The sequence below is a fragment of the Bacillus carboniphilus genome, from assembly GCF_020524035.2.
Taxonomy (GTDB): Bacteria; Bacillota; Bacilli; order Bacillales; family JAIVKR01; genus Bacillus_CC.
The window spans coordinates 3,467,535-3,492,641 of record NZ_CP129013.1 but is presented as its reverse complement, the minus strand read 5'-3'; the positions used below and the strand labels follow the sequence as shown (position 1 = coordinate 3,492,641).

Annotated in this window: 26 protein-coding genes and 2 pseudogenes; 5 read left to right on the top strand and 23 right to left on the bottom strand. The window is 35.3% G+C overall.

The window, feature by feature from the left end:
• Window positions 1–274: 274 nt before the first annotated feature.
• The 17 genes and pseudogenes from LC087_RS18225 to argF form a co-directional block, all read right to left on the bottom strand.
• Window positions 275–760 (bottom strand): immunity protein YezG family protein, encoded by a 486-nt coding sequence (locus LC087_RS18225; protein ID WP_226542560.1) that lies wholly within the window; start codon window positions 758–760, stop codon window positions 275–277.
• Window positions 761–765: 5 nt separating this feature from the next.
• Complete coding sequence (locus tag LC087_RS18220; protein ID WP_371932624.1) at window positions 766–1,548, bottom strand: DNA/RNA non-specific endonuclease; 783 nt, start codon at window positions 1,546–1,548, stop codon at window positions 766–768.
• Window positions 1,549–1,666: 118 nt separating this feature from the next.
• Entirely contained in the window at window positions 1,667–1,912 is a 246-nt protein-coding gene (locus LC087_RS18215) for a hypothetical protein (protein WP_226542561.1), read from the bottom strand.
• Between the two features lie 519 nt (window positions 1,913–2,431).
• The gene (locus LC087_RS18210) at window positions 2,432–3,037 is read right to left on the bottom strand and encodes a hypothetical protein (protein WP_226542562.1); all 606 of its coding nucleotides are present in this window, start codon (window positions 3,035–3,037) and stop codon (window positions 2,432–2,434) included.
• Between the two features lie 16 nt (window positions 3,038–3,053).
• Entirely contained in the window at window positions 3,054–3,824 is a 771-nt protein-coding gene (locus LC087_RS18205; protein WP_226542563.1) for a TNT domain-containing protein, read from the bottom strand.
• A 125-nt stretch (window positions 3,825–3,949) separates the two neighbouring features.
• Window positions 3,950–4,342: a hypothetical protein gene (locus LC087_RS18200; RefSeq protein ID WP_226542564.1), complete on the bottom strand. Its 393-nt coding sequence runs from the start codon at window positions 4,340–4,342 to the stop codon at window positions 3,950–3,952.
• 223 nt (window positions 4,343–4,565) lie between these two features.
• Window positions 4,566–5,180, bottom strand: coding sequence for a hypothetical protein (locus LC087_RS18195; protein WP_226542565.1), 615 nt, complete (start codon window positions 5,178–5,180; stop codon window positions 4,566–4,568).
• Between the two features lie 14 nt (window positions 5,181–5,194).
• Window positions 5,195–7,057 (bottom strand): TNT domain-containing protein, encoded by a 1,863-nt coding sequence (locus LC087_RS18190; RefSeq protein WP_226542566.1) that lies wholly within the window; start codon window positions 7,055–7,057, stop codon window positions 5,195–5,197.
• Between the two features lie 51 nt (window positions 7,058–7,108).
• Window positions 7,109–7,363: a hypothetical protein gene (locus LC087_RS18185; protein WP_306019771.1), complete on the bottom strand. Its 255-nt coding sequence runs from the start codon at window positions 7,361–7,363 to the stop codon at window positions 7,109–7,111.
• Window positions 7,364–7,380: 17 nt separating this feature from the next.
• Window positions 7,381–7,605: a hypothetical protein gene (locus tag LC087_RS18180; protein WP_226542568.1), complete on the bottom strand. Its 225-nt coding sequence runs from the start codon at window positions 7,603–7,605 to the stop codon at window positions 7,381–7,383.
• Window positions 7,602–8,288 (bottom strand): DUF4176 domain-containing protein, encoded by a 687-nt coding sequence (locus LC087_RS18175; protein ID WP_226542570.1) that lies wholly within the window; start codon window positions 8,286–8,288, stop codon window positions 7,602–7,604. The genes LC087_RS18180 and LC087_RS18175 overlap by 4 nt, the downstream gene beginning before the upstream one ends.
• 193 nt (window positions 8,289–8,481) lie before the next feature.
• Entirely contained in the window at window positions 8,482–9,894 is a 1,413-nt protein-coding gene (locus LC087_RS18170; RefSeq protein WP_226542572.1) for an alanine/glycine:cation symporter family protein, read from the bottom strand.
• A 182-nt stretch (window positions 9,895–10,076) separates the two neighbouring features.
• Entirely contained in the window at window positions 10,077–10,502 is a 426-nt protein-coding gene (locus LC087_RS18165; protein ID WP_226542574.1) for a DUF3888 domain-containing protein, read from the bottom strand.
• 53 nt (window positions 10,503–10,555) lie between these two features.
• Entirely contained in the window at window positions 10,556–11,080 is a 525-nt protein-coding gene (locus tag LC087_RS18160) for a dihydrofolate reductase family protein (protein WP_226542576.1), read from the bottom strand.
• A gap of 93 nt (window positions 11,081–11,173) precedes the next feature.
• Window positions 11,174–12,572 (bottom strand): annotated as a pseudogene (gene argH, locus LC087_RS18155) (argininosuccinate lyase).
• Complete coding sequence (locus tag LC087_RS18150) at window positions 12,565–13,779, bottom strand: argininosuccinate synthase (protein WP_226542580.1); 1,215 nt, start codon at window positions 13,777–13,779, stop codon at window positions 12,565–12,567. The pseudogene argH and the gene LC087_RS18150 overlap by 8 nt, the downstream one beginning before the upstream one ends.
• A 33-nt stretch (window positions 13,780–13,812) precedes the next feature.
• Entirely contained in the window at window positions 13,813–14,745 is a 933-nt protein-coding gene (gene argF / locus LC087_RS18145; RefSeq protein WP_226542608.1) for an ornithine carbamoyltransferase, read from the bottom strand.
• 190 nt (window positions 14,746–14,935) lie between these two features.
• On the opposite strand from argF, the gene LC087_RS18140 reads away from it, so the two are divergent.
• The gene (locus LC087_RS18140; RefSeq protein WP_226542582.1) at window positions 14,936–16,291 is read left to right on the top strand and encodes an NAD(P)/FAD-dependent oxidoreductase; all 1,356 of its coding nucleotides are present in this window, start codon (window positions 14,936–14,938) and stop codon (window positions 16,289–16,291) included.
• Window positions 16,292–16,741: 450 nt separating this feature from the next.
• Here the strand turns inward: LC087_RS18140 and LC087_RS18135 are convergent, their stop codons facing one another.
• Window positions 16,742–17,044: a hypothetical protein gene (locus LC087_RS18135; RefSeq protein ID WP_226542584.1), complete on the bottom strand. Its 303-nt coding sequence runs from the start codon at window positions 17,042–17,044 to the stop codon at window positions 16,742–16,744.
• Between the two features lie 342 nt (window positions 17,045–17,386).
• On the opposite strand from LC087_RS18135, the gene ahpC reads away from it, so the two are divergent.
• Together ahpC and ahpF are read left to right on the top strand one after the other, a co-directional pair.
• Entirely contained in the window at window positions 17,387–17,950 is a 564-nt protein-coding gene (ahpC, locus tag LC087_RS18130) for an alkyl hydroperoxide reductase subunit C (RefSeq protein WP_306019770.1), read from the top strand.
• Window positions 17,951–17,962: 12 nt separating this feature from the next.
• Window positions 17,963–19,493: pseudogene (ahpF, locus tag LC087_RS18125) on the top strand (alkyl hydroperoxide reductase subunit F).
• A gap of 58 nt (window positions 19,494–19,551) precedes the next feature.
• Here ahpF and LC087_RS18120 read toward each other — a convergent pair.
• The 3 genes from LC087_RS18120 to LC087_RS18110 all read right to left on the bottom strand — a co-directional run bounded on the left by LC087_RS18120 (window position 19,552) and on the right by LC087_RS18110 (window position 20,778).
• Window positions 19,552–20,103 (bottom strand): DNA glycosylase AlkZ-like family protein, encoded by a 552-nt coding sequence (locus LC087_RS18120; RefSeq protein ID WP_306019769.1) that lies wholly within the window; start codon window positions 20,101–20,103, stop codon window positions 19,552–19,554.
• On the bottom strand, window positions 20,094–20,264 hold the full coding sequence (locus LC087_RS18115) for a hypothetical protein (RefSeq protein ID WP_306019768.1): 171 nt from the start codon (window positions 20,262–20,264) through the stop codon (window positions 20,094–20,096). The genes LC087_RS18120 and LC087_RS18115 overlap by 10 nt, the downstream gene beginning before the upstream one ends.
• A gap of 70 nt (window positions 20,265–20,334) precedes the next feature.
• Window positions 20,335–20,778: a DNA glycosylase AlkZ-like family protein gene (locus LC087_RS18110; protein WP_306019767.1), complete on the bottom strand. Its 444-nt coding sequence runs from the start codon at window positions 20,776–20,778 to the stop codon at window positions 20,335–20,337.
• 948 nt (window positions 20,779–21,726) lie between these two features.
• Between LC087_RS18110 and LC087_RS18105 the strand changes: the two genes are divergently transcribed.
• Together LC087_RS18105 and LC087_RS18100 are read left to right on the top strand one after the other, a co-directional pair.
• Complete coding sequence (locus LC087_RS18105) at window positions 21,727–22,692, top strand: bile acid:sodium symporter family protein (protein ID WP_226542589.1); 966 nt, start codon at window positions 21,727–21,729, stop codon at window positions 22,690–22,692.
• Between the two features lie 83 nt (window positions 22,693–22,775).
• Window positions 22,776–23,333: a GNAT family N-acetyltransferase gene (locus LC087_RS18100; protein ID WP_226542590.1), complete on the top strand. Its 558-nt coding sequence runs from the start codon at window positions 22,776–22,778 to the stop codon at window positions 23,331–23,333.
• Between the two features lie 185 nt (window positions 23,334–23,518).
• Here the strand turns inward: LC087_RS18100 and LC087_RS18095 are convergent, their stop codons facing one another.
• Together LC087_RS18095 and LC087_RS18090 are read right to left on the bottom strand one after the other, a co-directional pair.
• Window positions 23,519–24,523: a S66 family peptidase gene (locus LC087_RS18095; protein WP_226542591.1), complete on the bottom strand. Its 1,005-nt coding sequence runs from the start codon at window positions 24,521–24,523 to the stop codon at window positions 23,519–23,521.
• 232 nt (window positions 24,524–24,755) lie between these two features.
• A complete protein-coding gene (locus LC087_RS18090) occupies window positions 24,756–25,088 on the bottom strand; it encodes a hypothetical protein (protein WP_226542592.1) in 333 nt (110 codons plus the stop codon).
• Window positions 25,089–25,107: the final 19 nt, after the last annotated feature.

Below are 25,107 nucleotides of genomic sequence, written 5' to 3'. Positions count from 1 at the left end.
GACCGGAAGTTTGTCGCTCGCTTCCTTCAGATTCCACGTCACCATGGACACCCTTGCGTTAAACTAACTGTTACTTCTGCCTTCACAATTCGAGACTTTCACCCCTATAGATTGCATCCATGTCAGGCACACCAAAACGACCAAAGTTTCCCTGAAGCAGGAGAAACTTTGGTCTAAAATAGTGAAATTTAGCCATCAATAAGTATTTTGTTTTATCATACTTAGAGTAGCTTTTCTTGAGGTTACAATAAAATTTTTTCACTCCAAGAAGAGGTTATTTTTGACTTTCTTCAAACTCCTTCATTTTTAACATTAACTCAATATCCTCTTTTTTCTTTTCTTTACAAATATACTTATATTCAAAATAGCTGATTCTATCTGCTGGTCCAAACTCACTTTCTCGCCAGTTTCTATAATCAAAATATACATTTAATTTCCTATCTTTATTGACTATTATAGTCACTGAAAACCATGGTTCTTGATCATTTTCAATAAAAACCTTTTGCAATTCTACTGTTAGTTCAAATAATTTATGTAACTCTCTATTATAGGTCTTTTTATCCATATTATAAATTTTAGGTATATAATGAGAAAATATATATTCTTCATCACCCTTTGGTGTAAAAAAGAAGAAGACTCCTCCTTCTCTCTCTTTAACTTCTCCATTAAAATAAAAACTATCCCATTCAACTGGAATTATATCATTTACTTGTTGAGCAATTTCAGTGTATAGCTTGTTCAATGCTATTTCTAAACCCATCATTATCATCCCCCTGGTTTATTTGCGATCTCCCTAATAACCGGAAATTGTCCTTCAATTTCATATTCAACTAGAAAAGAGTAAGGTCTTACTGAATTATTATAATATATAGGTTCTATGCTAACAGAGACTTTTTTAGGCGGCCTCTCTTTTAAAGCATTAGCCCATTCAGTCTCCATCTCATACCAAACACCACCTCTTCTATTAATTTGACTATTTTGAGCTACAAGATTATCAATGTCAGAAGGACCATTAAATTGGGCGCCTATTAAGTGTCCACCGTCATCAGGAAGTCTGTCTTTTCCTCCTACATTTGCCTGAGCATATTTGTTCCTATCGGCTTTTTTCAATACAAGAACAGGGGCTTCTACATTAATAATACGACCGTATTCATCAGTAATATATTTATAGTTATCATTTGTTACATATTTTGCATCAGGAAGAAGCTCTTTCTTCCCATTTTTACCTCTTATAATGTGTTTCCCAAAATCAACTTCTTTAATTTCATTTAAATCATCATGATCACTTTTCCTACTTCCTTCAACCTCTCCCAATTTCGCCTTCGTCATAGTAGAATCCTTACCATCCACTCTATTTACCGAACTCATAACATGACTAAGGTTATTGTTCACAAACTGAGAATCTAGCACATTCCTTGGTCCATTCATCGCATAGGCAAAGTTTCCATCTGGATTGGTTAGTCTTCTGAAGCCGCCTCTAGCACCATCTAAAAACAAGACCGCTCCGTTTTTAACGTCTTTGACAAGCTGAACGGTTCCTCGCTTCACTCCTTAAACGGGCAGTTTGTTGGGTTGATAACTTAATATAAGGTTACAAGAGGGTCTTAACAAAAAGACCAATGTTCTTGTTTAATAGGCAGTGAACTTTGGTCTAGGTTAGTGGATGTTAACTATTAACTATAATCATACTTTTAGAAACTACAATTTTATTTAACTCTTCCAGATCCCCATTTCTAATAGCATCAATCACATCAAAATAAGATTCATTATCAAAAGTTGCTACATATCTTGCAGAAGGATTTTCTACATAAGGGATGGCACGCTGATCGTATGTGTAAGGGATACCGTCATCAGGTAATACAGTGAAATCTACTCCACCTTTACCACCGACTCTATCCCAACCTTCTGGCAATGGATTTTCTCTACTAATTTCAGTAATTGAACTTTCACTATTTCTATTCTTTACTCCTATCTTTTAGAAAGGATCGTAGTTCCCCTTCTACTTCAAAGAGCACCACAACCTATAGTAATTTGTACCTCTTTGAATATTTCACTACTAAATAAAGACAAAAAACACAAGGAACCTCCCTGTGTTAGATTGCTGTGAGCAATATTTATATTTGAACAGATTTCAATATTTAAATAGGAAACTTAATTAGGAATTTATTCATTTCCTACTTCGTTTGACCTGGAATCTCTAAGGAAACAATTATTTAAAGGTACGGTCTTAGCAAGGTTCTAGACGTTTTGTCTAAAGCTATTATATCCGCTTCTCCATGTAAAACACTCGTTTCTAACTGGAAAAAAGCGTACCAAATAAAATAGCGAAAATTGTTTCATTTTATTTATCAAACACAATTGCTTGTAATTACCTTTAGTTAATATTTCATATTTTACCTTTAGATGTTTATTATAATCAAATTGTTTTACTCTATCTACCTAGTACAAATAGTAGTATATCATTATCATTAAATCTCTCTTTCAAAAATTTATTTTGAATATACCTCATCTCTATTGATTTTATTACATCTAAACGATATGTCAATCTACGTATTTCAGAAAGGCCTTCTTGTATATTTAATAAATGAGAGCTAAATTGTTTCTGTCTGTTTTTATTAATATAATTAACACGAATTTTATCACCAACAACTTCTCCATATATTACTTGAGGTTTAATAACGTCAAAACTATATTGATCTTCAGAAAGACCCATTGTACTGAAAAATTTTTCTAATTCACTGATACTGCTGAATTGGGGTTTAGGCTTTCTAGATATTTCACGTGAAAAATGACTCTTTATAATCTTTATAAAAAAGTATTTTATTGCGTCATATTCATCATGAAAATGTTGCATATTATCTTTTCCTACTTTTGGCCTCTTTTCAAAATTCATAAAAGAATAATACCAGTCATCCCCAAGCTTCTCTATTTGATGAAAACTTTCATAGTATCCTTTTTCCTCTTTAATTCTTTCATTATCTATCTTAATTTTGATACCTAAATCTCTACAAATATCTTGTAATTGTTGTCTATCCATCCTTATCTTCCTTTCATCAATCAGATATCTCTTCAATATAATCTAAATCAAGTAAATTTTCTACGGTAGCTTTATATTTTATACCATCTATATCAATTATCTCTATTTGGGTATTGTACTGTATACCATTCCCTACTTCGTCAAACCATGGAGCGATGATTCCTGATTTAACTTCAAATTCTTTAAGAACTTTATACTTAGTATAGGGTTGTTCAGACATAAAAGGTGGCAACGCTCTACTTTCATAGCTGGAGCCTGCTGGAGAAAAATACTGACCACTAGGGTTACTTCCATATCGATCAATCATTTTCCCCGGTTCTAGTGTTTCAATTTCAAATTCCCCATTTACAAAGCCATCTATATTTGGATCACCATTTGTCCCTGGCCAATTTATGTCTCCTGTTTCCTGATTAAAAAATTCAGGATTATCATATACGTGTTTATATTTTACATATAACTCATCACTTGGAGGAAAAGCCCACCCCTTAAGCCTTTCCCTATCTTGATCAGAAATAACATGGTCACTTTTCCTGCTTCCTTCAACCTCTCCCAATTTCGTCTTCGTCATAGTAGAGTCCTTACCATCCACTCTACTTACCGAACTCATAACATGACTGAGGTTATTGTTCACAAACTGAGAATCTAGCACATTCCTTGGCCCATTCATCGCATAGGCAAAGTTTCCATCTGGATTGGTTAGTCTTTTGAAACCGCCTCTAGCACCATCTAAAAACAAGACTGCTCCGTTCTTAACGTCTTTGACAAACTGAACGGTTCCTTGCTTCACTCCTTGGAAAGCTAATTAATATAACAATATTTCTTATAAAAACAGAAAAGACACAAGAAAAATTTCTTGCGCCCTAAAATTTCACATAAAGAACTAAAAAAACAATATTTCAAAAGAACTATACTTTACAAATCTAAAGGATTAATAGATGTTTTCTCCTCTATAAGTTTCACTTTACTTTTAGATATCCAGCCAATCCACGTATCTCTGTCAACTCTAGGTAAGTTTAAATTACTTGCCACAAGTAACGAATTTGTTGAAACTTGATAATCATTTTCCTTTTCTTTTAATACTTGAACTTTCTCTCCTTGGATAATTCCATAAGTAACGATGCTTATACAATTAACTAATTCTGTTGGGTTTACTATTTTAGTAAAAAGCCCGCTCTTATAGGTATCTACAAAAGTATGATCGATTTTACTCTTATCTTCTGTCATAATTTTAACATTATCATCCATATCTATCGTTATTTCATACTCTTCATCTTTGTACATTCCATATAACCCTGATTTAATCAATAATTTCACCTCTATACTCTACAAATACTTTTCCATTAAAGATTGCTATAACCTCATCTTTTTTTTGTGTGTTTTTTTACGTAGCAGTCAAACACGCTTCAGGATAATGAGCACCACAATATTCTTGTGTAGAGCCAAAAACACAAAGAACACAAGGATAAATCCCTTATGTTCTCGTTAATTAGAGGATATAAAAATAGATATTTTTAAATTATATATAATACTATCTATTTAACATAAAAAATTGAATATCATCATCTGAAAACCTTTCTGTCAAGATATTTTTTTGAAGAAATTCCTTCTCAACTTTTTTTAAGAAATGTAAATAATAAGTCAGTCTATATACCTCAAAAATCCCATCTTGTATATTTACCAGAGGAGAAGAAAATCTTATTTGATTAGCCATACCAATATAACTTATTCTCATTTTTTGATTGATGATTTCTGCATATATTTCTTGTGGTTTAATAACGCTAAAGCTGTAACATTCATCCGAAACATTTAACTGTTTAAAATACCTCTCTAATTCGCTGATATTAGTCATTTTTAAAACAGGATTATTACCTGGATGAACTCTATTAAAGTAATAATCTCTTAATATCTTTAATAATAAGTACTTAATAGCCTCATTTTCTTCACTAAATTCCTTCATATTTTTTTTCTCGGGATCTTTTCTAATATCATAGTTCATAAAAGAATAATACCAATCATTTCCTAGCTTCTCAATTTGATGATAGCTTTCATAAAACCCATCTTTTTCTTCTTTTATACTGTCTTTATTGAAAATAATACCTTTCCCAATATTTTCGCAAATAAGTTGCAATTGTCTTCTATTCAATAGAATCAACCTCTCTAATCTTTTATTTCTTCAATGTACTTCAAATCTTTTAAATTTTGTACTGTAGCCTCATATGGTTGACCATAAATATCAAATATATCCATTGTAGAATTATACTGTATTCCTTCACCCACTTCATCAAACCATGGTGCAATCAAACCAGACTTTACTTTAAACTCTTTAAGAACTTTATACTTAGTATAGGGTTGTTCAGACATAAAAGGTGGCAACGCTCTACTTTCATAGCTGGAGCCTGCTGGAGAAAAATACTGACCACTAGGGTTACTTCCATATCGATCAATCATTTTCCCCGGTTCTAGTGTTTCAATTTCAAATTCCCCATTTACAAAGCCATCTATATTTGGATCACCATTTGTCCCTGGCCAATTTATGTCTCCTGTTTCCTGATTAAAAAATTCAGGATTATCATATACGTGTTTATATTTTACATATAACTCATCACTTGGAGGAAAAGCCCACCCTTTAAGCCTTTCCCTATCTTGATCAGAAATAACATGATCACTTTTCCTGCTTCCTTCAACCTCTTCCAATTTGGTCTTCGTCATAGTAGAGTCCTTACCATCCACTCTATTTACCGAACTCATAACATGACTGAGGTTATTGTTCACAAACTGAGAATCTAGCACATTCCTTGGCCCATTCATCGCATAGGCAAAGTTTCCATCTGGATTATTTAGTCTTTTGAAACCGCCTCTAGCACCATCTAAAAACAAGACCGCTCCGTTTTTAACGTCTTTGACAAACTGAACGGTTCCTTGCTTCACTCCTTGGAAAGCAGGGTGGCTTCCGACTAGGTCCTGAGTCTTTGGTTTTATTGTACCAGAAACCGGTTTATTTGCGTCCACTTTGCTTGCTAGTTTTCCTACTTTTGATGCCTTTCCTACCTGTCCCACTAAAGGAATGAATGAGGTGGAGGCACTTCCTGCAACATACATGACCCCTTCCTCTTCATACGTATCTGAAACAGACTGGCCAATCGACTCCACTACACTCATAGGGTCTTCAATGATTTGTTTAAGGGAAGCTGCATACTTTTCCACTGTCTCATTGGCGGTTTTCTGTAACCATTCTGGTTCAATTGAATCTGGTATCTCTTGGGAAAGATAGATCACTCCGGCATCCTTAACAATGGTCAATATCCCTTCACCGATTTCATAAAGCGCAACAGAAAATCCCTTCACAAAAGAATAAATATTATTTGCATCCTTTTCAACTGAATCCCATATACCCTCGAAAAAGTTTGTATATCGATTCTTTACACGAACGGCTTTCGTTCCATAATCATCGTCGACATTTTCAAACTGTTTGACCTTTGTATCATACAATCTCCATAGTTCATCCATTCGCTGCTTCAAAAACCGTTCTGTATTGCTTATTTCAGCTTCAATTTGTTGCAACTTATGTTGGTTGCTTTTACTTTTTTCTATTTCACTGTCCGTTGGGTCGTCAAAAAAGGAATAGGAAGGCTTACTGTTTGCAACTTGTTTTGCTTTAGGTACATTCCAAGAAATCCCTTGTTCCATTTGACGTAAATTCACCCATATATCATTACGATCGACTCTCATCATTGCTTGTCTCGATAATGGTGAGATATACGAAGTTGTTTCATCAACGTAATTCTCGAATAAATTTAATAGATCATCAATCTGTTCTTGATACCCTTTTATGTACTCTTTCGATTCATCCATTCTATCAACCCATGAATCTATACTTTTTCCTTGATTTTGAGAGGCAAAAAGAAATATTTTTGCTAAAGCCGCTTCCATATTTTCAAGGGCTCGTTTATACACATAGAGTTGTTCAATAATTCCGTCCAACACTCCATAATTAATTTTCAAATCCCTTTTAAAGGTCATTTTGAGCCACTCCTTATGACGTGGCCAATTTCATCATCTGTTTTTTGCATTCTATGATGCAAGCTTTCCCCCCGATTGATAGATAGCTTCAACGTTTTTTAATAGATGGGTTTCGCTATCATTCCCCATATTATCTAATAACGCGTCGACTTCTTGAATAAAGTCTGAATTAAAACTTTTTAACTCCCCTCTTGTCGAAGATCTGAAATTTGTCGTGTAGCTACTAAAATCATTTATGCTTTGCTTTAATGTATTTAACGCAGCCTTCAGCTCATTTAAGTCAATATGAATGTCCTGATTTCCCACCTTACTCCCCCTTTCGCCTATCTGAAATAAACCGCTTCAATCGTAGAAATTAATTGGTTAATCTCAGCGACCATCTCTTCTACTATATCTCTCATGTCTTCATGCGTACTCGCATTATCGAAATCCATCTGTTTGAAATTTTGTTTAATTTCATCCCGAGCATCTTTTAAATTATTAATAATACCGCTATCCCAACCGCCATTTATAAGATTATTACAAAATTGATAATCATATAACCTCAACGTATCTCACCTGCTTCTTGTAACTTCCTCATATCCACATGAGAAAACTCAATCGATCTCATACTTTTTTCTAAGATCAATTCTTTTTTCATCAATAATTCGAACGCCTCTTCTTGCTCATCTTTGAATCCATGATGAATGACACGTTTAATTAACGGATACGTAAAAGAAATCTCTGCCTCTTTTTTAATTTGTCCTACCGGATAGACGACACCCGCGTAAGGGAAATAAGATTGGAAATTTTTCGGTGCGATAAATCGTTTTGTAATGACGACTTTCGTAGCTGAAGAAGCCGATTCTGATTCAAAAAATCGTGGGTCTAACTCAACGACCGAACCTAACGGCAACACTTCTCGCATAATTTCGATTGAATAAGACAAAAATTGTACGTAAAAAGCCTCATCGAATGCTAACTTTTTGTCCAAGAAAGCGATGGTATGTTTGCCATTTTCTATTCGATAATAAAGATCAATATCTTGACTGACAATGTCGATGGATTCGAGTTTATATCGATACGTATCATATAAATGTTGAAAAACAGCTCGATCTTCCAAAAACAAATCCATAAACTCTTTGATTACTGGCCAGTCATTAATCAGCTGATCATCCGCCGATAAAACCGTAAGCTGATGAATCTTTTCGATTGTGAACATTTTAAGTTGCTTATTTAAATCTTGTTCCATAGTTTCTTTCCCATCCCTCTCCATAAAGTGAGTGGTTTTCATTTCATAAGGAAATAGAATTTTCCATATAAACAAGTATAATGGAGGATGTGCAAAAGATTAATAGGAAGAAATAACCGTATATCAAGATCATTTTAGTTCTTTTTTCACATTAAAAAAGACTGTATCCCCTAAGGAACTACAGCCTACATTATTATACTACCGCTCGTTTTGATGGTTTTTCTTCTTCCCAAGCCTCTGCATTGCTTATGTTTAATTGACTTGGGTCAAAGACAGGATCTTTTCCTTCTTTACGTTGTTTTTCATAGTCTTTCAGTACATTGAAAGCAACCTTACCTAATAGTGCAATAGCGACTAAGTTTATTAACGTCATGACCGCCATAAATAAATCTGCTAAACTCCATACAAAGCCTAAACTTAGTACAGAACCAATTAACACCATCGCCATTGTTGCAACACGAAAGATAAATAATGCCGTCTTACTTTCTTTAATGAATTCAATGTTAGTTTCTCCGTAATAGTAACTTCCAATAATTGAACTAAAGGCGAATAAGAAAATGGCTGCTGCTATAAAGACACTCGCCCACGAGCCAATATGTGAACTTAATGAACTTTGCAACAATTCAATCCCTGAAGTATCTCCCGTTGTATACTCTGGAGCAAGGATGATAATAAACGCAGTTGCAGAACAAACGAGAATCGTATCGATGAACACCCCTAATGATTGAATGAGTCCTTGTTTAACTGGATGAGAAGTCGTTGCCACGGCAGCAGCATTCGGCGCACTCCCCATTCCTGCTTCATTTGAGAACAACCCACGTTTGACCCCATTCATAATGGCTGCACCAATTCCTCCACCAACAGCTTGCTCTAAGCCAAATGCGCTTTTAAAAATAAGACTAAAAACAGAGGGAAGCTCAGTAATATTCAAAATCATAACAACTGTTGCGATCACGATATAAAGAATCGCCATGACCGGAACAATTACACTTGATAAATTCGCAATTCGATGAACCCCACCAAAGATAACAAAACCCGTTAAAACCGTAATAATAATACCTATCATTAGTTTATTCATTCCAAAAGCATTTTCAAAAGCAAGAGCAATCGTATTGCTTTGAACAGAGTTAAAAATAAGTCCAAATGTGACAGCGATCAAGATCGCAAAAATAATGCCTAACCATCTTTTATTTAGTCCTTTTTCAATATAATACGCAGGTCCACCACGGAAAGCGGCTTGATCTTTTACTTTGTAAACTTGAGCAAGTGTACTTTCAATCAAAGCCGTTGCTCCTCCAAGTAAAGCGACAACCCACATCCAGAAAATCGCACCCGGTCCTCCAAGAGAAATCGCTACGGCAACCCCAGCTAAGTTTCCTGTTCCGATTCGAGTTGCTGCACCTATACAAAAGGATTTAAAGGAAGAGATTGATTTTCCTTTTTCACCCTCAGGTAGTTTTTCTGTCAGAAGACGAACCATTTCTTTAATATATCTAAACTGAACAAATTTAGTTGAAAACGTAAAATAAATTCCAATACCCAATAACGCTACTATAAGCACTTTCGACCATAACAATCCATTTAAAAAATCAACTACTGGTTGCATGATGTCGACCTCTTTTCTTAGATGTAATTTTCTGAATAATTTTAAAAGTATAAAAATTATTATATATCAATTTCGACATTTTTCAATCTATTTTGACAAATTACTATACTTTACCTGTTTTATGTTTTAATTTGTTAAAGAAATCCACAAAATAAACGCTACTGGAGATACTCCAATAGCGCTCATTTTTTATGTTTATAATTTATTAATTCGACCTCAGATGCAGCAAAATTTTTATCAGCACATTCATCATAAAGAGGAGCTACTCCGAACGTAATTGTATCCGTTCCTAACTTTTCACCATTATGTTCGTCATAGGGTAACACGGTGAATGTAAATAAATAAGGGTGGTTTTTTTCTCTTCCTTTTTCCCATTGATCAACTTGTACAACATCATAATGGTCGTTCCACCAATCAAGAGTAAATATGACTGACTCTTTTTTATAATAATCTTTCACAGCTTGATTTAATTCATCATTAAATTGACTCAATAAAAAATTATCGACTGCTTGCTCCATTCCTTTTGAATCATGTTTATGCTCTTTTTCAGCATGAACTGCAACAGTCGTCATCATAATGATAAGCGAGATAAATAATAATCTCCTCATCGAGATCATCTCCTTTTCAACTATTATTTTGAAAAAGAGAGGGAATTATTCTACTAGTTCTTAATTTTATAATGCAACTGAACCATTTGTCCGTATTGGTTCACCTTTATTAACACTAGTTCTGTCTCCGGGTTATGGTCTTTAAATAAGGAAACTCCCTTCCCTAAAAGATGTGGTGTTACCGTAATGATGTATTCATCAATTAAGCTTGATTTCATAAAGTCATCTAGTATGCTTCCTCCACCGGCCATCCAGATGTTCGACCCTTGTTCCTCTTTTAAGTTTTTGGTAAATGAGCCGACATCTTCATTCACGAACTCAACATGTTCATCAGAACCTGTCTTTGAGGTAGAGAAAACATAACACTTTTTATCAGGATAAGGAAACATTTCTGCATGTTTTAAAATATAATCATACGTCCTCTTCCCCATAATGACTGTATCAATTGATTGATAAAACTCCGAATATCCGCAGTCTCCTTCAACTTCCATTTCCTCTAACCAGTTAAGGTCATCATCTTCTTTCGCTATAAACCCATCTAGACTTGCTGCAATGTATAGGACTACTTTTCGTGCCATAGTTAATTCTCCTTTATCACTAACTTATTGTGATTGTTCAAAACTGACTTCACCGCTAGGACATGTTAGTTTTAATAATAGAGATCATACCCTTTATTTATGACAACCTTTGTCGCTTTTTTCTAAATGACTGTAAGCTAAATTAATCTGTTTTTTCACTTGATCAGGAGATGTCCCTCCGAAACTCCTTCTCGCTTTCATGACGTTTAAAGGAGTTAAAATGTCAAATACATCTTCAGAAAAGAGGGGTGAAAATTGTTTGTATTCTTCAACTGTTATCTCTAGCAAAAATTTGTTGTTTTGAATACCATAAAGAACAATTTTACCAATCATTTCATGTGCTTCTCTAAATGTTATTCCTTTATAAACAAGGTAATCCGCCAAGTCCGTTGCATTGGAATAGTCTTGACTAACGGCCTTCTTCATGTTTTCCGTATTGACCGTCATCGTTTCAATCATAGGTGCTAACAGTCTAAGTGCCCCATCCAATGTTTTCACCGTATCAAACATGCCCTCTTTATCTTCCTGTAAATCTTTATTATAGGCTAGTGGCAATCCCTTTAAAACCGTTAACAAGCTAAACAGATTCCCGAATACTCTACCCGTTTTTCCTCTTAACAATTCAGGTACATCTGGGTTTTTCTTTTGTGGCAAAATACTAGATCCTGTGCAAAATGAATCATCTAGCTCAATAAATTGAAATTCACTGCTGCTCCAAATAATTATTTCCTCCGACAACCGAGATATGTGCATAATTAAAATAGACGAATTAGAAAGAAATTCAACGATAAAATCTCGATCACTTACGGCATCGATACTATTTGGATACACTCCTTCAAATCCAAGCAACTTGGCCGTTCGATATCGATCAATGGGAAAAGTGGTTCCCGCTAAAGCCCCAGCTCCAAGGGGAAGCATACTTGCTCGTTTTACACTTTCTTGAAATCTTTCTTTATCGCGTTCAAACATCCAAAAATACGCGAGAAGATGGTGCGAAAAGGAGATTGGTTGTGCTCGTTGCAAGTGTGTATAACCAGGAAGTACCGTTTCAATATGTTGTTCAGCTTGTTTAATAATCGCACGTTGAACTTCTTCAATAAGAGAAATAAACTGATCCTGTTTCTTCATTAAATATAAATGCATATCTGTTGCCACTTGATCATTACGACTTCTTCCAGTATGGACTTTCCCGCCAACTGGACCGACTTCTTCAATCAACGCTCGTTCAATGTTCATATGAATATCTTCTTCCGAAACATCAAACACAAATTGACCGGTCTCCATTTTTTCTAAAATGACATGAAGTCCTTCTGTCAATTTCCTTGCGTCCTCGCAACTGATTACCCCCGTCTCCCCCTAGCATTTGCACATGAGCCAAACTCCCAGCAATGTCTTCTTCAGCTAGCTGTTGATCAAATGGAATCGAGGCTGTATATTCTTCGACCAGTTTATTTGTCTCTTTTGTAAACCTTCCTCCCCATAACTTAGACATTTGAATACCCTCTTTGTTTTTGAACTTCAGCATTCACCTTCGTTGGTAACCCCCAAAGTTTGATAAAACCAGTGGCGGCATTGTGATCAAATAGATCTCCTTTTAAATACGTGGCGAGCTGCTCTGAATAAAGTGAATTTTTCGACTGACGCCCTACAATGGAATAAGTTCCTTTAAACAGCTTCACGCGAATTTTACCAGTGACCACTTTTTGCGTTTCGTTAATAAACCCTTCTAATGCATAACGAAGAGGGGAATACCAAAGTCCTTCATAAATTAATTTAGCCATTTGCTGATCAATGGTTGTTTTCAAATGAGATACTTCGCGAGTAAGTGTTAAAAATTCCAACCCTTTATGTGCGCCTATTAAGATCAAAGCGGCAGGACATTCATATACTTCTCTAGACTTAATTCCGACAAGACGGTTTTCAACATGATCAATTCGCCCAATCCCATGAATCCCGCCTCTTTCATTAATCTGTTCAATCAAATGTTCAAAAGGCATCTGCTGACCATTTAAGGCGATCGGACGTCCTTCTTCAAAGTCGATCTCTATATATTCTGGCTTGTTTGGCGTTTGTTCAATAGGAGCCGTCCATTCATAAGATTCCTCAGGTGGCTCTGTCCACGGGTCTTCTAAAACACCTGCTTCACACGCGCGTCCCCAAATATTTGCATCAATTGAAAACGGTTGATCAAGGTTCACCGGAACCTCAATATTATTTTCTTTTGCATATAGAATTTGCTCATCACGAGTCATGCACCATTCACGTACAGGTGCAATCACCTTTAATTCAGGATTCAGCGCTTGAATGGAAACATCAAAACGGACTTGATCATTCCCCTTTCCTGTACAACCGTGTGCGACAGCCGTTGCTCCCTCTTTTTCAGCTACATCGACAAGAAATTTTGAAATTAGTGGGCGAGATAATGCGGATGATAAAGGGTATTTCCCTTCGTAAAGGGCATTTGCTTTCAGAGCAGGTAAAAGGTAATCTTCAGCAAGTACTCGTCTCGCTTCGATCATATACGCTTTTGATGCACCTACTTGATAAGCCTTTTCTTTAATCGCTTTTAAATCTTTTCCTTCACCTATATCAAGTCCAAGTGCAATGACATCATAACCATATTGCTCTTCAATCCACTTAATCGAAATGGAGGTGTCTAGCCCTCCAGAATAAGCAAGAATCAATTTTTCTTTTTTCATTCTTCAATCCCTCCTAATTGTATATTTATACATTTAACTTAATAAACTTTTCAATAGTGCTTTTTGTACGTGAAGTCGGTTTTCCGCTTCTTGAAAAATAACCGAATGAGGCCCATCGATAATTGTTTCCGTCACTTCTTCTCCTCTATGAGCGGGTAAACAGTGCATAAAGATATAATCGTCCGAAGCAAACTTACATAAATCCTCATTGACTTGATAGGGAGCAAATACGTTAATCCGCTCTTTTTGTTGCTTTTCTTGCCCCATGCTTGCCCATACATCCGTTATTAACACTTCTGCACCTTTTGCCGCCTCGATCGAATCATGGATCACCTGAATCGTAGCCCCTGTCTGTTTAGCTGTTTGTTCCGCGTTTGTAATAATTTGATTGTCTGGCTCATATCCGACTGGACAGGCAATGGTTAAATTCATGCCTACTTTTGATGCTCCTTCAATTAGGGAATGAGCAACATTGTTACCATCACCGAAATAGGTAACCTTTAAATCTTTTAACCTCCCTTTTTGCTCCTTCATCGTCAGCAAATCTGCTAAAACTTGTGCAGGGTGGTGAGTATCCGTTAAGCCATTTATCACAGGAATGGACGCCGCTTCTGCAAAACGCTTTATCGTACGGTGATCAAACGTCCGAATCATCAAAGCATCTACATATCGAGAAAGTACCTCAGCAGTATCTTCAATGGGTTCACCTCTAGCAAGTTGAATATCCTTTGCACTTAAAAACAAGGCGTGACCACCGAGCTTAAGCATAGCTACTTCAAAAGAGACACGCGTTCTCGTTGATGCTTTTTCAAAAATCATGCCAAGTACTTTTCCTTTCAATACATCTAATATTCCTTTTTGTTTTTTTAGTTCAGCTGCTTCATAAAGAAGAAATTCAATTTCCTCCGTTGAAAAATCATCGATCGTTAAGAAATCTCGGCCTACTAACTCTTGGTTCGTTTTCATGTTTTTTAATACACTCACCTAATCTCCTCCTAAAGAAGCATTTGTATAATTATAGATTGATATGTATTTATATTCAATAGTGATTATGCACATTTTTATATTTTTTTCTTGAACCTTCCTAACTTTTAAACAAGGTTGTCTGTTTACATGTCGTTGAAATATACTAGATATATCGAAAGGAGCACTCATTATGTACGACATCACTATCATTGGTGCAGGAGTAAGTAGCGTCTTCCTTGCCTATCAACTACAAAAATCAAATCCTCATATCACGGTACATATCATTGATAAAGGAAAACAACTAGAAGGTCGCATCTGTTCTCTCGACAAAGGAGAACCTACCTGTCATTGTGAGGTTTGCCCTAAATATTTTGGTTTTGCTGGACTAGGAAAATCAGAAGGGAAGTTTAACTATACAAATGACTTTGGAGGTCATTTAGGAGAAAAAATTGGTTATAAAAGAGCATATATTTTAATGAAGGAAGTCGATCATATTCTTTGCTTATACGGGGCGAATCAAGTCGAGTTGTACTCGACTAAAGATGTCTATTTAGAGGAAAAAGCACGAAAACATGGATTAGAAATTTTGTCTACAGAAGTTAGACACCTTGGTACAGTGCTTGCCTCCAAAATCTTTCAACAATTATACCTTTCTCTAAGAGAGGTATCTTTCACCTTTGAAACAGATATTCACTCAATAACTAAACAAACGAATGGTTTTGCACTTTCTACAAACAAAGGAACTTTCAAAACAAAAAAGCTTGTCTTGGCAACAGGGATGAGCGGCAGTGATTGGATGCAAAAACAAGCAAGCGATTTAGGCATTCCTCCTGCTAAAACGAGAGTCGACCTTGGTTTACGTATTGAAATGAGCCGTAAACAAATGGCCCCTCTTCTTAAAACCACATTTGAAACAAAGCTACGGTACAGGGGAGAAGATTTTCAAGCAACCACATATTGTATGAATCCAGGTGGGCGAGTTATTCGCAAATATCAAAATGGATTAGTGATGGCTGACGGTCAAAACTACCGGGAAAAAGGTGAACCAACTGATAATTTAAACTTCTCCTTATTTGTTCCTAAATATTTTGATCGTTATGAAGAAGCCACAATATATGCTCAGTCGATTATCCAAAAAATCAATCAAGGAAAGGGGCGTCTTGTTGTTCAACGTCTAGGAGATTTACGAAAAAAACAGGCTACTTTTATAGGAGACTTACAAAATAATTCTATCATTCCTTCTCTGACACATATTGAAGCAGGAAATATAAAGAATGAAGTTCCAGAACTTTATATCCGAGCATTTCTAGAAATGGCTTCTTCATTAGAAAGCTTAGTTGGTGAACCCTTACTAGATGATACCTTGTTGTATGCAATCGATGCGAAGTTTTATGAAGCTATGATTGAAACGAACGAACAGTTTGAAACGAGCATTCCAGATTTATTTTTAATTGGCGATTGTTCAGGAGTGACTCACTCCTTATCACAAGCAGCTGCTAGCGGTCTATTTCTTGGGAAATATTTGTCGAACAATTGTACAGAATGAATTTCCTCAACCGTTGTATGATGAAGACAATTCTTCACAATCATCTTGATCATGTTTTCCTTCTTTTATAGTACTATGGCTTGTTATAAGGGGATGAATTTATTGGGCAAGGGATAAAGTGCTGGTGATTGCTAAGGTTTAGCTTCTAATTGTTATTTTATTGGTTAATTGTTACAATATATATATGAGACTAAATACTAGAATAGTAGACTTTATCATTGCATTGACAGCTTTTATGGTACTATACTTGCTTAACTTTATATCTATTTCTTTCTTCCCATCTTTTTATCAATCGACAACACATATTACCATTGGGGTGATATTGGGACTCCTCACGTTTTTGTTTTCCTTCAAAATTATCTTTTCTATTTTATGGTCATATCAGCAAAAAGAGTAGGGGACACAACTTTTGGTACCTACTCCCTCTTTTTTAGTTCATCCTAATACCTTCTACTCACCATACATTTCATCAGCGTAATTATAGTCACCGATATGCTTAAACTTTTTTGTATCTTCGTTAAATTGTAAAACGATGATTTCTCCGTAGCGATCTGACATCTTATTCGTATCGATAATTCCAATTTTGTTTTCACCCATTTTTATTACCGTATCATTCTCTACATCAGTCGTTACATCAGCATCAAGAAAATCTGGATAATAATGGTCATCGTTATAATTATTTGGTTCCAAGATAATAATAATTAAACAGATGAGTATACCAATCATAATTCTTTTCGTTGTTTGGTCCGACATGTGTATCCCTCAACCTCTCGTATCGTTTTTCTTTAAATGGAATACATTAAGTTTATTTTTAAATTGATTAAACATCAATGTTTTTTAGCTGAACGTTTTCAGTTATTGTTATTCTATTGAGAAAAATAAAAATACATTTATTTCAGAGCTTTTCTATCTTTGGTACCTTGTTGACCTATATGATCTCTATGAAAATCGATTATGAGAATTAGTAGCCTTTTCGCTTGACAAATAGTCGATACTAATTAATAATTGATATCGAATTAGAATTATTTTAGATAATAATATTCTTACTTCTCTATATGAAGTAGGAATGAATATAATTTAGGAGGAAGATTTATTATGTCATTAATCGGTAAAGAAGTAGAATCATTTAAAGCTCTAGCATTTAAAAATGGAGAGTTCATTGAAGTAACAGATGAAAGCCTAAAAGGTCAATGGAGTATTTTTTGCTTCTACCCAGCAGATTTCACTTTTGTTTGTCCAACGGAACTTGAAGATCTTCAAAAAGAATATGCTACATTAAAGGAGCTTGGTGTTGAAGTATATTCCATTTCAACAGATACTCATTTCACACATAAAGGTTGGCATGACAGATCAGAAACAATTGGAAAAATCACTTATGCGATGATTGGTGATCCTTCTCAAAAAATCACTCGTAGCTTTGACGTACTAAACGAAGAAGAAGGTCTTGCTGATCGTGGTACGTTTATTATTGATCCAGACGGCGTGATTCAAACAGCTGAAATTAATGCTGGTGGCATTGGTCGTGACGCAAGTACACTTGTGAACAAAATTAAAGCAGCACAATATGTACGTAACAATCCAGGAGAAGTTTGCCCAGCTAAATGGGAAGAAGGTTCTGAAACATTAAAACCAAGCCTTGATTTAGTAGGTAAAATATAAGGAGCCCTAAAAATGGTACTTGAAAGAGATATAAAAGCACAACTTGACCAATACCTAAAGCTTTTAGAAGGTGATATCCTTCTAAAGGTAAGTGCAGGTGAAGATGACGTATCAAAAGACATGCTAGCTCTTGTTGATGAACTAGCCTCAATGTCGTCAAAAATTTCAGTAGAAAAAGCTGATTTACCTAGAACACCAAGCTTCACTGTAAATCGTCCGGGTGAAGATACAGGGATTACGTTTGCTGGAATTCCACTTGGTCACGAGTTTACTTCTTTCGTACTCGCTTTACTCCAAGTCAGTGGAAGACCTCCAAAGATTGATCAATCCATAAATTGATCAAATCAAAGCAATTGAAGGCGAACATCACTTTGAAACATATGTAAGTTTAAGCTGTCATAACTGTCCAGATGTGGTACAAGCCCTTAATATGATGAGCGTTCTTAACCCTAACATCACACATACGATGATTGACGGTGCTGCTTTTAAAGAAGAAGTAGAACGTAAAAACGTAATGGCCGTACCAGCAGTTCACTTGAACGCAGAATTCTTTAATGGTGGCCGTATTACATTAGAAGAAATTCTTGCTAAGTTAGGTGCTGGTCAAAATGCTGAAGAATTCAATAACAAAGAACCTTTCGATGTTCTTGTTGTTGGTGGTGGTCCTGCCGGATCAAGTGCAGCCATCTATGCGGCTCGTAAAGGAATCCGTACAGGTATTGTAGCTGAACGTTTCGGTGGTCAAGTGTTAGATACAATGAGCATCGAAAACTTCATTAGTGTGAAGAAAACAGAAGGACCTAAGCTTGTTGCTAGCCTTGAAGAACACGTGAAGGAATATGATATCGACGTGATGAATTTACAACGCGCTCGTCGTTTAGAAAAGAACGATCTTTTCGAACTTGAGCTTGAAAATGGCGCTGTACTAAAAAGTAAAAGTGTCATTGTTTCAACAGGTGCTCGCTGGCGCAATGTTGGTGTTCCTGGTGAACAAGAATTCAAAAATAAAGGGGTAGCTTATTGTCCTCACTGTGATGGTCCATTATTTGAAGGGAAAGACGTGGCTGTCATCGGCGGAGGTAACTCTGGGATTGAAGCTGCGATTGACCTTGCAGGTATTGTCAAGCATGTAACAGTTCTTGAATTTATGTCAGAGCTAAAAGCTGACGCTGTTTTGCAAGAACGTTTATACAGTCTTCCAAATGTGACTGTCATTAAAAATGCACAAACGAAAGAAATTACGGGTACAGACAATGTCAACGGCATTACGTACATTGACCGTGAAACTGGTGAAGAAAAACACGTCGAATTACAAGGTGTGTTTGTCCAAATCGGACTTGTACCGAATACAGACTGGTTAGATGAAACCGTTGAACGTACGCGCATGGGAGAAATCGTTGTCGATAAACGTGGTTCAACAAGTGTTCCAGGATTATTTGCTGCTGGAGATTGTACAGATAGTCCTTACAACCAAATCATTATTTCAATGGGATCAGGCGCGAATGCTGCTTTAGGTGCTTTCGATTATCTGATTCGAAATTAGTGCACTGGGTCTCTCAACTGTTTTTAGTTGAGAGACTCTTTTATCGGTTACTATTCTTTCATTTTTGAGAGAAAATACGCATCCTACTATCTTCAGATATATTCCTTACCCCTAGATAATTGCAAAATCGTTCACAAGCTTCGAGAACAGAGCCCTCTAGTTCATTTGTTATTTCAATCCCCTCTTCCCACCACCAATTTTTAATTTGTAGTGGTTCGTTTCCTCGATTATGCTCTGGTTCAAATCTAGCGATCAATTGATCTCCATAAAGAACAGGCAATACATAATACCCAAACCTCCGTTTATCTTTCGGGACATATACTTCCCATCTATAATTGAAATTAAAAAGTTTTTCTACCAATAATCGATCCCATAGTAGATTATCGAGTGGTGCCAGAAAGCGAATTTCCTTATTCGGAATATCTTCAACATTTCTCAGCAATTCAATATCTTCTCTTTTTATATAAAAATCATCCTTAATCCCTTCAACTTTGACCACTACAATCTGATTCTCAGACAATAACTCATCAATGGCATGCTGCCTGATGCTTTTATTGTATAGAAAATGTCCAAGCCAGCCTCCACCATTACGGGCCCAGATCATTCCCATGCGCCGATTCGTCTTTTCACATACCACTGATAAAATTGTTCGTCTGTTTCAAATGGATCACTCGACCTTAATAACTCATTTGGCAAAAGCCTTTCAATTAATTCGTATACTTTTTGGGTATTCTTTTTCTGGTAGATTCCTAAATCACCTATGTGAAACAAGTAATCTAAAGCTTCACTCGAAAGCTTACGATGCCCCCACCGACCCTTATTTGATCCACCTATACTAATCTCACGAGCCTAATTTAGGACCGTCTACCCTAATTACTTTCTTAATTTGCTCCGTTAGATCAGAAACTTGTATAGTTCCTCCCTTGCTCATAACTTTTTTCATTGATTCACCATTCTTGTCTCTGATTCGATGAAAATAGGGCCAGTCCTCTGTACTATAGATCGCCATCATTTTATCCCAACCATCTATTAATGTGCGATCAGTATACAATAGCTCGTCTAATAGAATAGGTGAATAACCTTTTATTCTCGACTGCAAAACTAAATCAGGATTTGTTCCTACAACATTAAGTGGGTCATATTGAATACACCCTACCTTTTCAATATATTGTTGAATACCTTTTTTTCCTTTGAAAGGCTCGTCACTACCTAATCCGTGATAGTTGACGAGAAATCGACGGGCTTGTGCTTTTGTAATAACCATTTTTCCTTGTTTATCTCTCATATTTGATCAACTCTTTTTTTTAGATTCAACACGTTTTTTATAAGAATATTATACCAAACGATAGGTCTGTCACCTACCTTTACTTGTAAAAGAAAAAAAGCACCCACTAGGATGCTTTACTAATTAACAATATGATTCACTAACACGAAAGTCGTCCTCACAAGGCAATACTCAACGCCTCAAGAAAAATAAAAAGAAAGGAAGAACAATAATGATCGACCTGATCCAAGAATCAGAAGCAATCCCTACTCTATTTAACATGCTACTTATAATCATGATTAAAAAGGGAAGCAACAATGACTTTATAAATAGGCTTTTTACATTTTCATCGGAAACTGAACTATAAATAGCGAAACAAATGAAACTCAAACCAATAGACAAGAATAAAAGTGGAAGCATAGAAACAAAAAATATATTGTTGATACTAAAAGAAAGTTCATGAAAATAAATACCGAAAATGATGAGAAGTACACCCGAGAATAGGGTGATTTTTTTATGTTCATTTAATAATTTTAGAAAATGGTTCATGTTGTTACCTAGCCTTATTAAGATTTTAAATTATAGCCGTCATATCTCGATGAATGATTTCTTTATGTTACAATAGCAATAAATTTTATGGAAATGATCATTTGAAGCTGATTTTTTGCATAACCTTCAGCTTTATTATTATGTATTCCAGCTTATAGATTCCATTGTTTTAGGTATACTTACTAGGGTTTTTAGGATGTTTACTGAAATAAGAGAGAAGATTACTAAGTACTTGCATTAGAAAGACATAGTTAAAAGCTAGATACCTTTGTTTTTCAGTCCTGCTTTTTTATTATACCTCCACAATAGATCAATTCAACAACTTCCTATTTATTATAAAAACTCTTTATTTTGATTTTCCCCGTCATCTACTCTAAAATAGCTTTTATGAGCTTTATGATTTGTGAAGGAGTCAGACGTATGTTAAATCGAATGAACGATATTTTACAAAAATTAATGCCTATCATGACTCCTGCGAGTGTTGTGATTGGGATTTTATTTTATCAAGCTTTAGATAACTTTCTCTTTTTAGTACCATGGATTTTTGCTTTGATGACCTTTACAGGAAGTCTTCGTTCCAATTTTTCCGATTTATTCAAAGTAATGAAACATCCTTTTTCACTAGTGATAACACTGTTCATCCTCCATTTATTGATCCCCTTATTAGCATTTGTAGTAGGAAATTGGGTCTTCCCTAACAATCCCTATTATATTACGGGCCTTATTTTAGCTTTTGTGATTCCTACGGGTATAACAAGTTTGATTTGGGTAACGATTTATCGTGGAAATATTGCCTTAACATTGTCGATTATTCTCCTTGATACACTATTGTCACCGATTGTGGTGCCTGCAGTTTTAAAATGGTTAGTGGGTTCCTCTGTTGAGATGAATGTGATGGGCATGATGCAAGGGCTATTAGGGATGATTGTTATCCCTTCTCTTATTGGAATGTGCGTGAATCAATGGATGAAAAAAGAAGCAACCGAAAAACTATCAACCACTTTATCTCCTTTTTCAAAACTTGGAGTGATAGCTGTCGTTTCGATTAACAGTTCTGGAGTTGCTATTTATTTTAAAGAGTTTAATCATGAGTTGATGATCGTTGCAGCTGTCATGTTCATCTTAACTATCATTGCTTATGGAGTTGGTGGGATTGCTGGAGTATTATTTAAACAAGATAAACCAACCACCATTTCGATGATGTATAACAGTGGCATGAGGAATATTAGTGCCGGTGCTGTTCTTGCTATTACTTATTTTCCTGCTCCTGTTGCTGTTCCAATTATTATTGGCATGCTTTTTCAGCAAGTGTTAGCATCTTTGGTAGGTTCAATGATTGACAAGCTCTCTAATCGAGTGGAGGAGCAAAGTGTGTTATCTCAATAAAGATCTCGATTAGTGCTCCATTCTTTAAAAGAATGATAAAATGATAGGAAAGGTCCATTCATACAAGAATAGGAGTTGTTGTTATGAATCCACAAAGAAAGTTCCCTAATTTAGAAACTGATCGATTGATTTTGAGAAATGTAACGGAACTAGATATTCATTTTATTTATCAACATTTTAGTAATGAACGAGTATGCGAATATTTATATGATGAAGAACTGTTTACAAGTAAAAACGATGCTGTCGATTTTGTTAATGAATATCAAAACCCAGAAAAAGATGGTTACAACAGGTGGATATTAATAAAAAAAGAAGGGCAACAACAACTAGGTACTTGTGGATTTCACTGTTGGGATAAGCTTAATAACATTGCAGAAATTGGCTTTGATTTATCACCCGAATATTGGGGTCATGGGTATATGAAAGAAGCCTTAATATGCGCAATCGAAAGTGGATTTTACAACATGGAATTGAATAGAATAAATGCTTTTGTTGCTCTCTATAATATAAACTCTATTAAGATTTTAGAAACGCTTGGTTTTGTCAATGAAGGAGTTTATAGAGAGAAACATTTATATAGAGGGAAGTATTATGACCATTATTCTTTTTCTCTACTAAAAAGAGAGTGGAATAATAAATAACAAGGTCTGAATTTGAGAAAGTAAAGAGGGTTTCCAAAAAGGAACTTTTCAGATCAAACCTTGATAAGAGCATAAGCAAAGATGATTCTTAATGTTTTACTTGATGGTTGGATAGTTAGTACGAAACAAACCAATTAATGGAGCAAATCAACAATTAGGACCAATAAAAAAAAAAATCAGTTCTTCTATCCCACCACTCCATTTTCTAGAAACCTTATTTCTCTCTTTCCTGCGTCCATACTTGCCTTTATTCCAATAGGAAAGACATGAGATGGAAAAGTGTGTCCAATATCTACATTTATTAAAATAGGAACATTAACGTCCCCGATGATCTCAAGCAGTAATTCATCGTGAGAAAAAGGTGCATGCTGATCATTAAGATGTTCATGTTTGCCAATTATTAGTCCCTCTATTTGATCAAAAACACCTGAAATTTTAAGCATACTATATGAGCGTTCTTGATCAGCCATATTTTTAAATGAATCTTCTAAAAATAAAATAGCTCCATTTAAGTTTGGAAAGTACTCTGAACCAAAAAAGCCCGACATTGTATTTAAGTTTCCACCAATTAACGTTCCTTTTGCTTTCCCTTGACGAAGGGTCTTCCAACCTGTATTTTCGACCATTTGCTTTTCCCTCTCTTGTGTGTTCCAATCGAGAAATTCTTCCGTCCATTCTATTGGGATTTCAAGAGAATAAGGCGCATTCTTTTTTAGCATCACCACGTTTTCAAAATACTCCCTTCCTTTTGGGAACATCTCTGGGAACTCTCCAAAGGAAGGAACAATAGCAGGACCATAAAAAGTGGTTAATCCCGTTTTTTCATATATGGCAAGTAATAATGCTGTAACGTCACTATACCCCATGACAATTTTAGGATGTGCTTTTAAGTGGTTATAATCTAAATAAGGTAATAGAGAGTTAGAGTTATAGCCACCAATCGTGCTAATGATTGCTTTCACTTCATCATTATAGATAAATTGATTCATCTCTTCAGCTCTTTCTTTTATCGAAGCAGAACGATATGATTGGCTCTTATTTGTACATGTTCCTTCTATAATGTGAAATCCCATCTTTCTTAATTGGGATAATCCTCTTTGATAGCGTTCCTCAAACATGACAGGTGCGGGTGATGAAGGGGTAATAACACCAATTTGATCTCCTTTTTCCAAAACTTTAGGTCTCAACATTCATAAGCAGTCCTTTCTGTTTGAAATTATTAGAAAATTAAGGATGTCAATCATCCACTACAACTTTCCATATACCTTCTTGTTTCTCCAAATCTTCAAGTAGATTTACAGAATAATCTCCAAAGGTTTAATGCATCTTAACCACTCTTCTATCCTCTTCTGTATATTTTTCTTCTACTTTAATATAATCATAGTTTCTGAAGTCTAATGCCAATTGCATATCTTTCTCATTTCAATCTCCCCTATTATAATTGTTTTCAAATGTTATAAAATCCACTTGGTTATCAGTTTCATACGTCAAGGCATAGATGGCTTCGATATCATTCATTACTACGCTTTGAAAATAAATAAGAACGATTTTTTCTGGTGAAACCCCAGATAAATGTTTACTATATTTTTCTTCAATGAAAAGCTCATATGCTTTATGGTCATTCTCTGTTAAATCCCTTAAATAAGAGAAATCATTACTATTATTGTCTATCACGTTGTCCTCTGTACTTTCAAATGTACATCCCATAAGTACCATAAGAATTACCGTTACTAAAATCACTAAATGTTTCTTCAAACCTAGTTTCCCTTTTTAA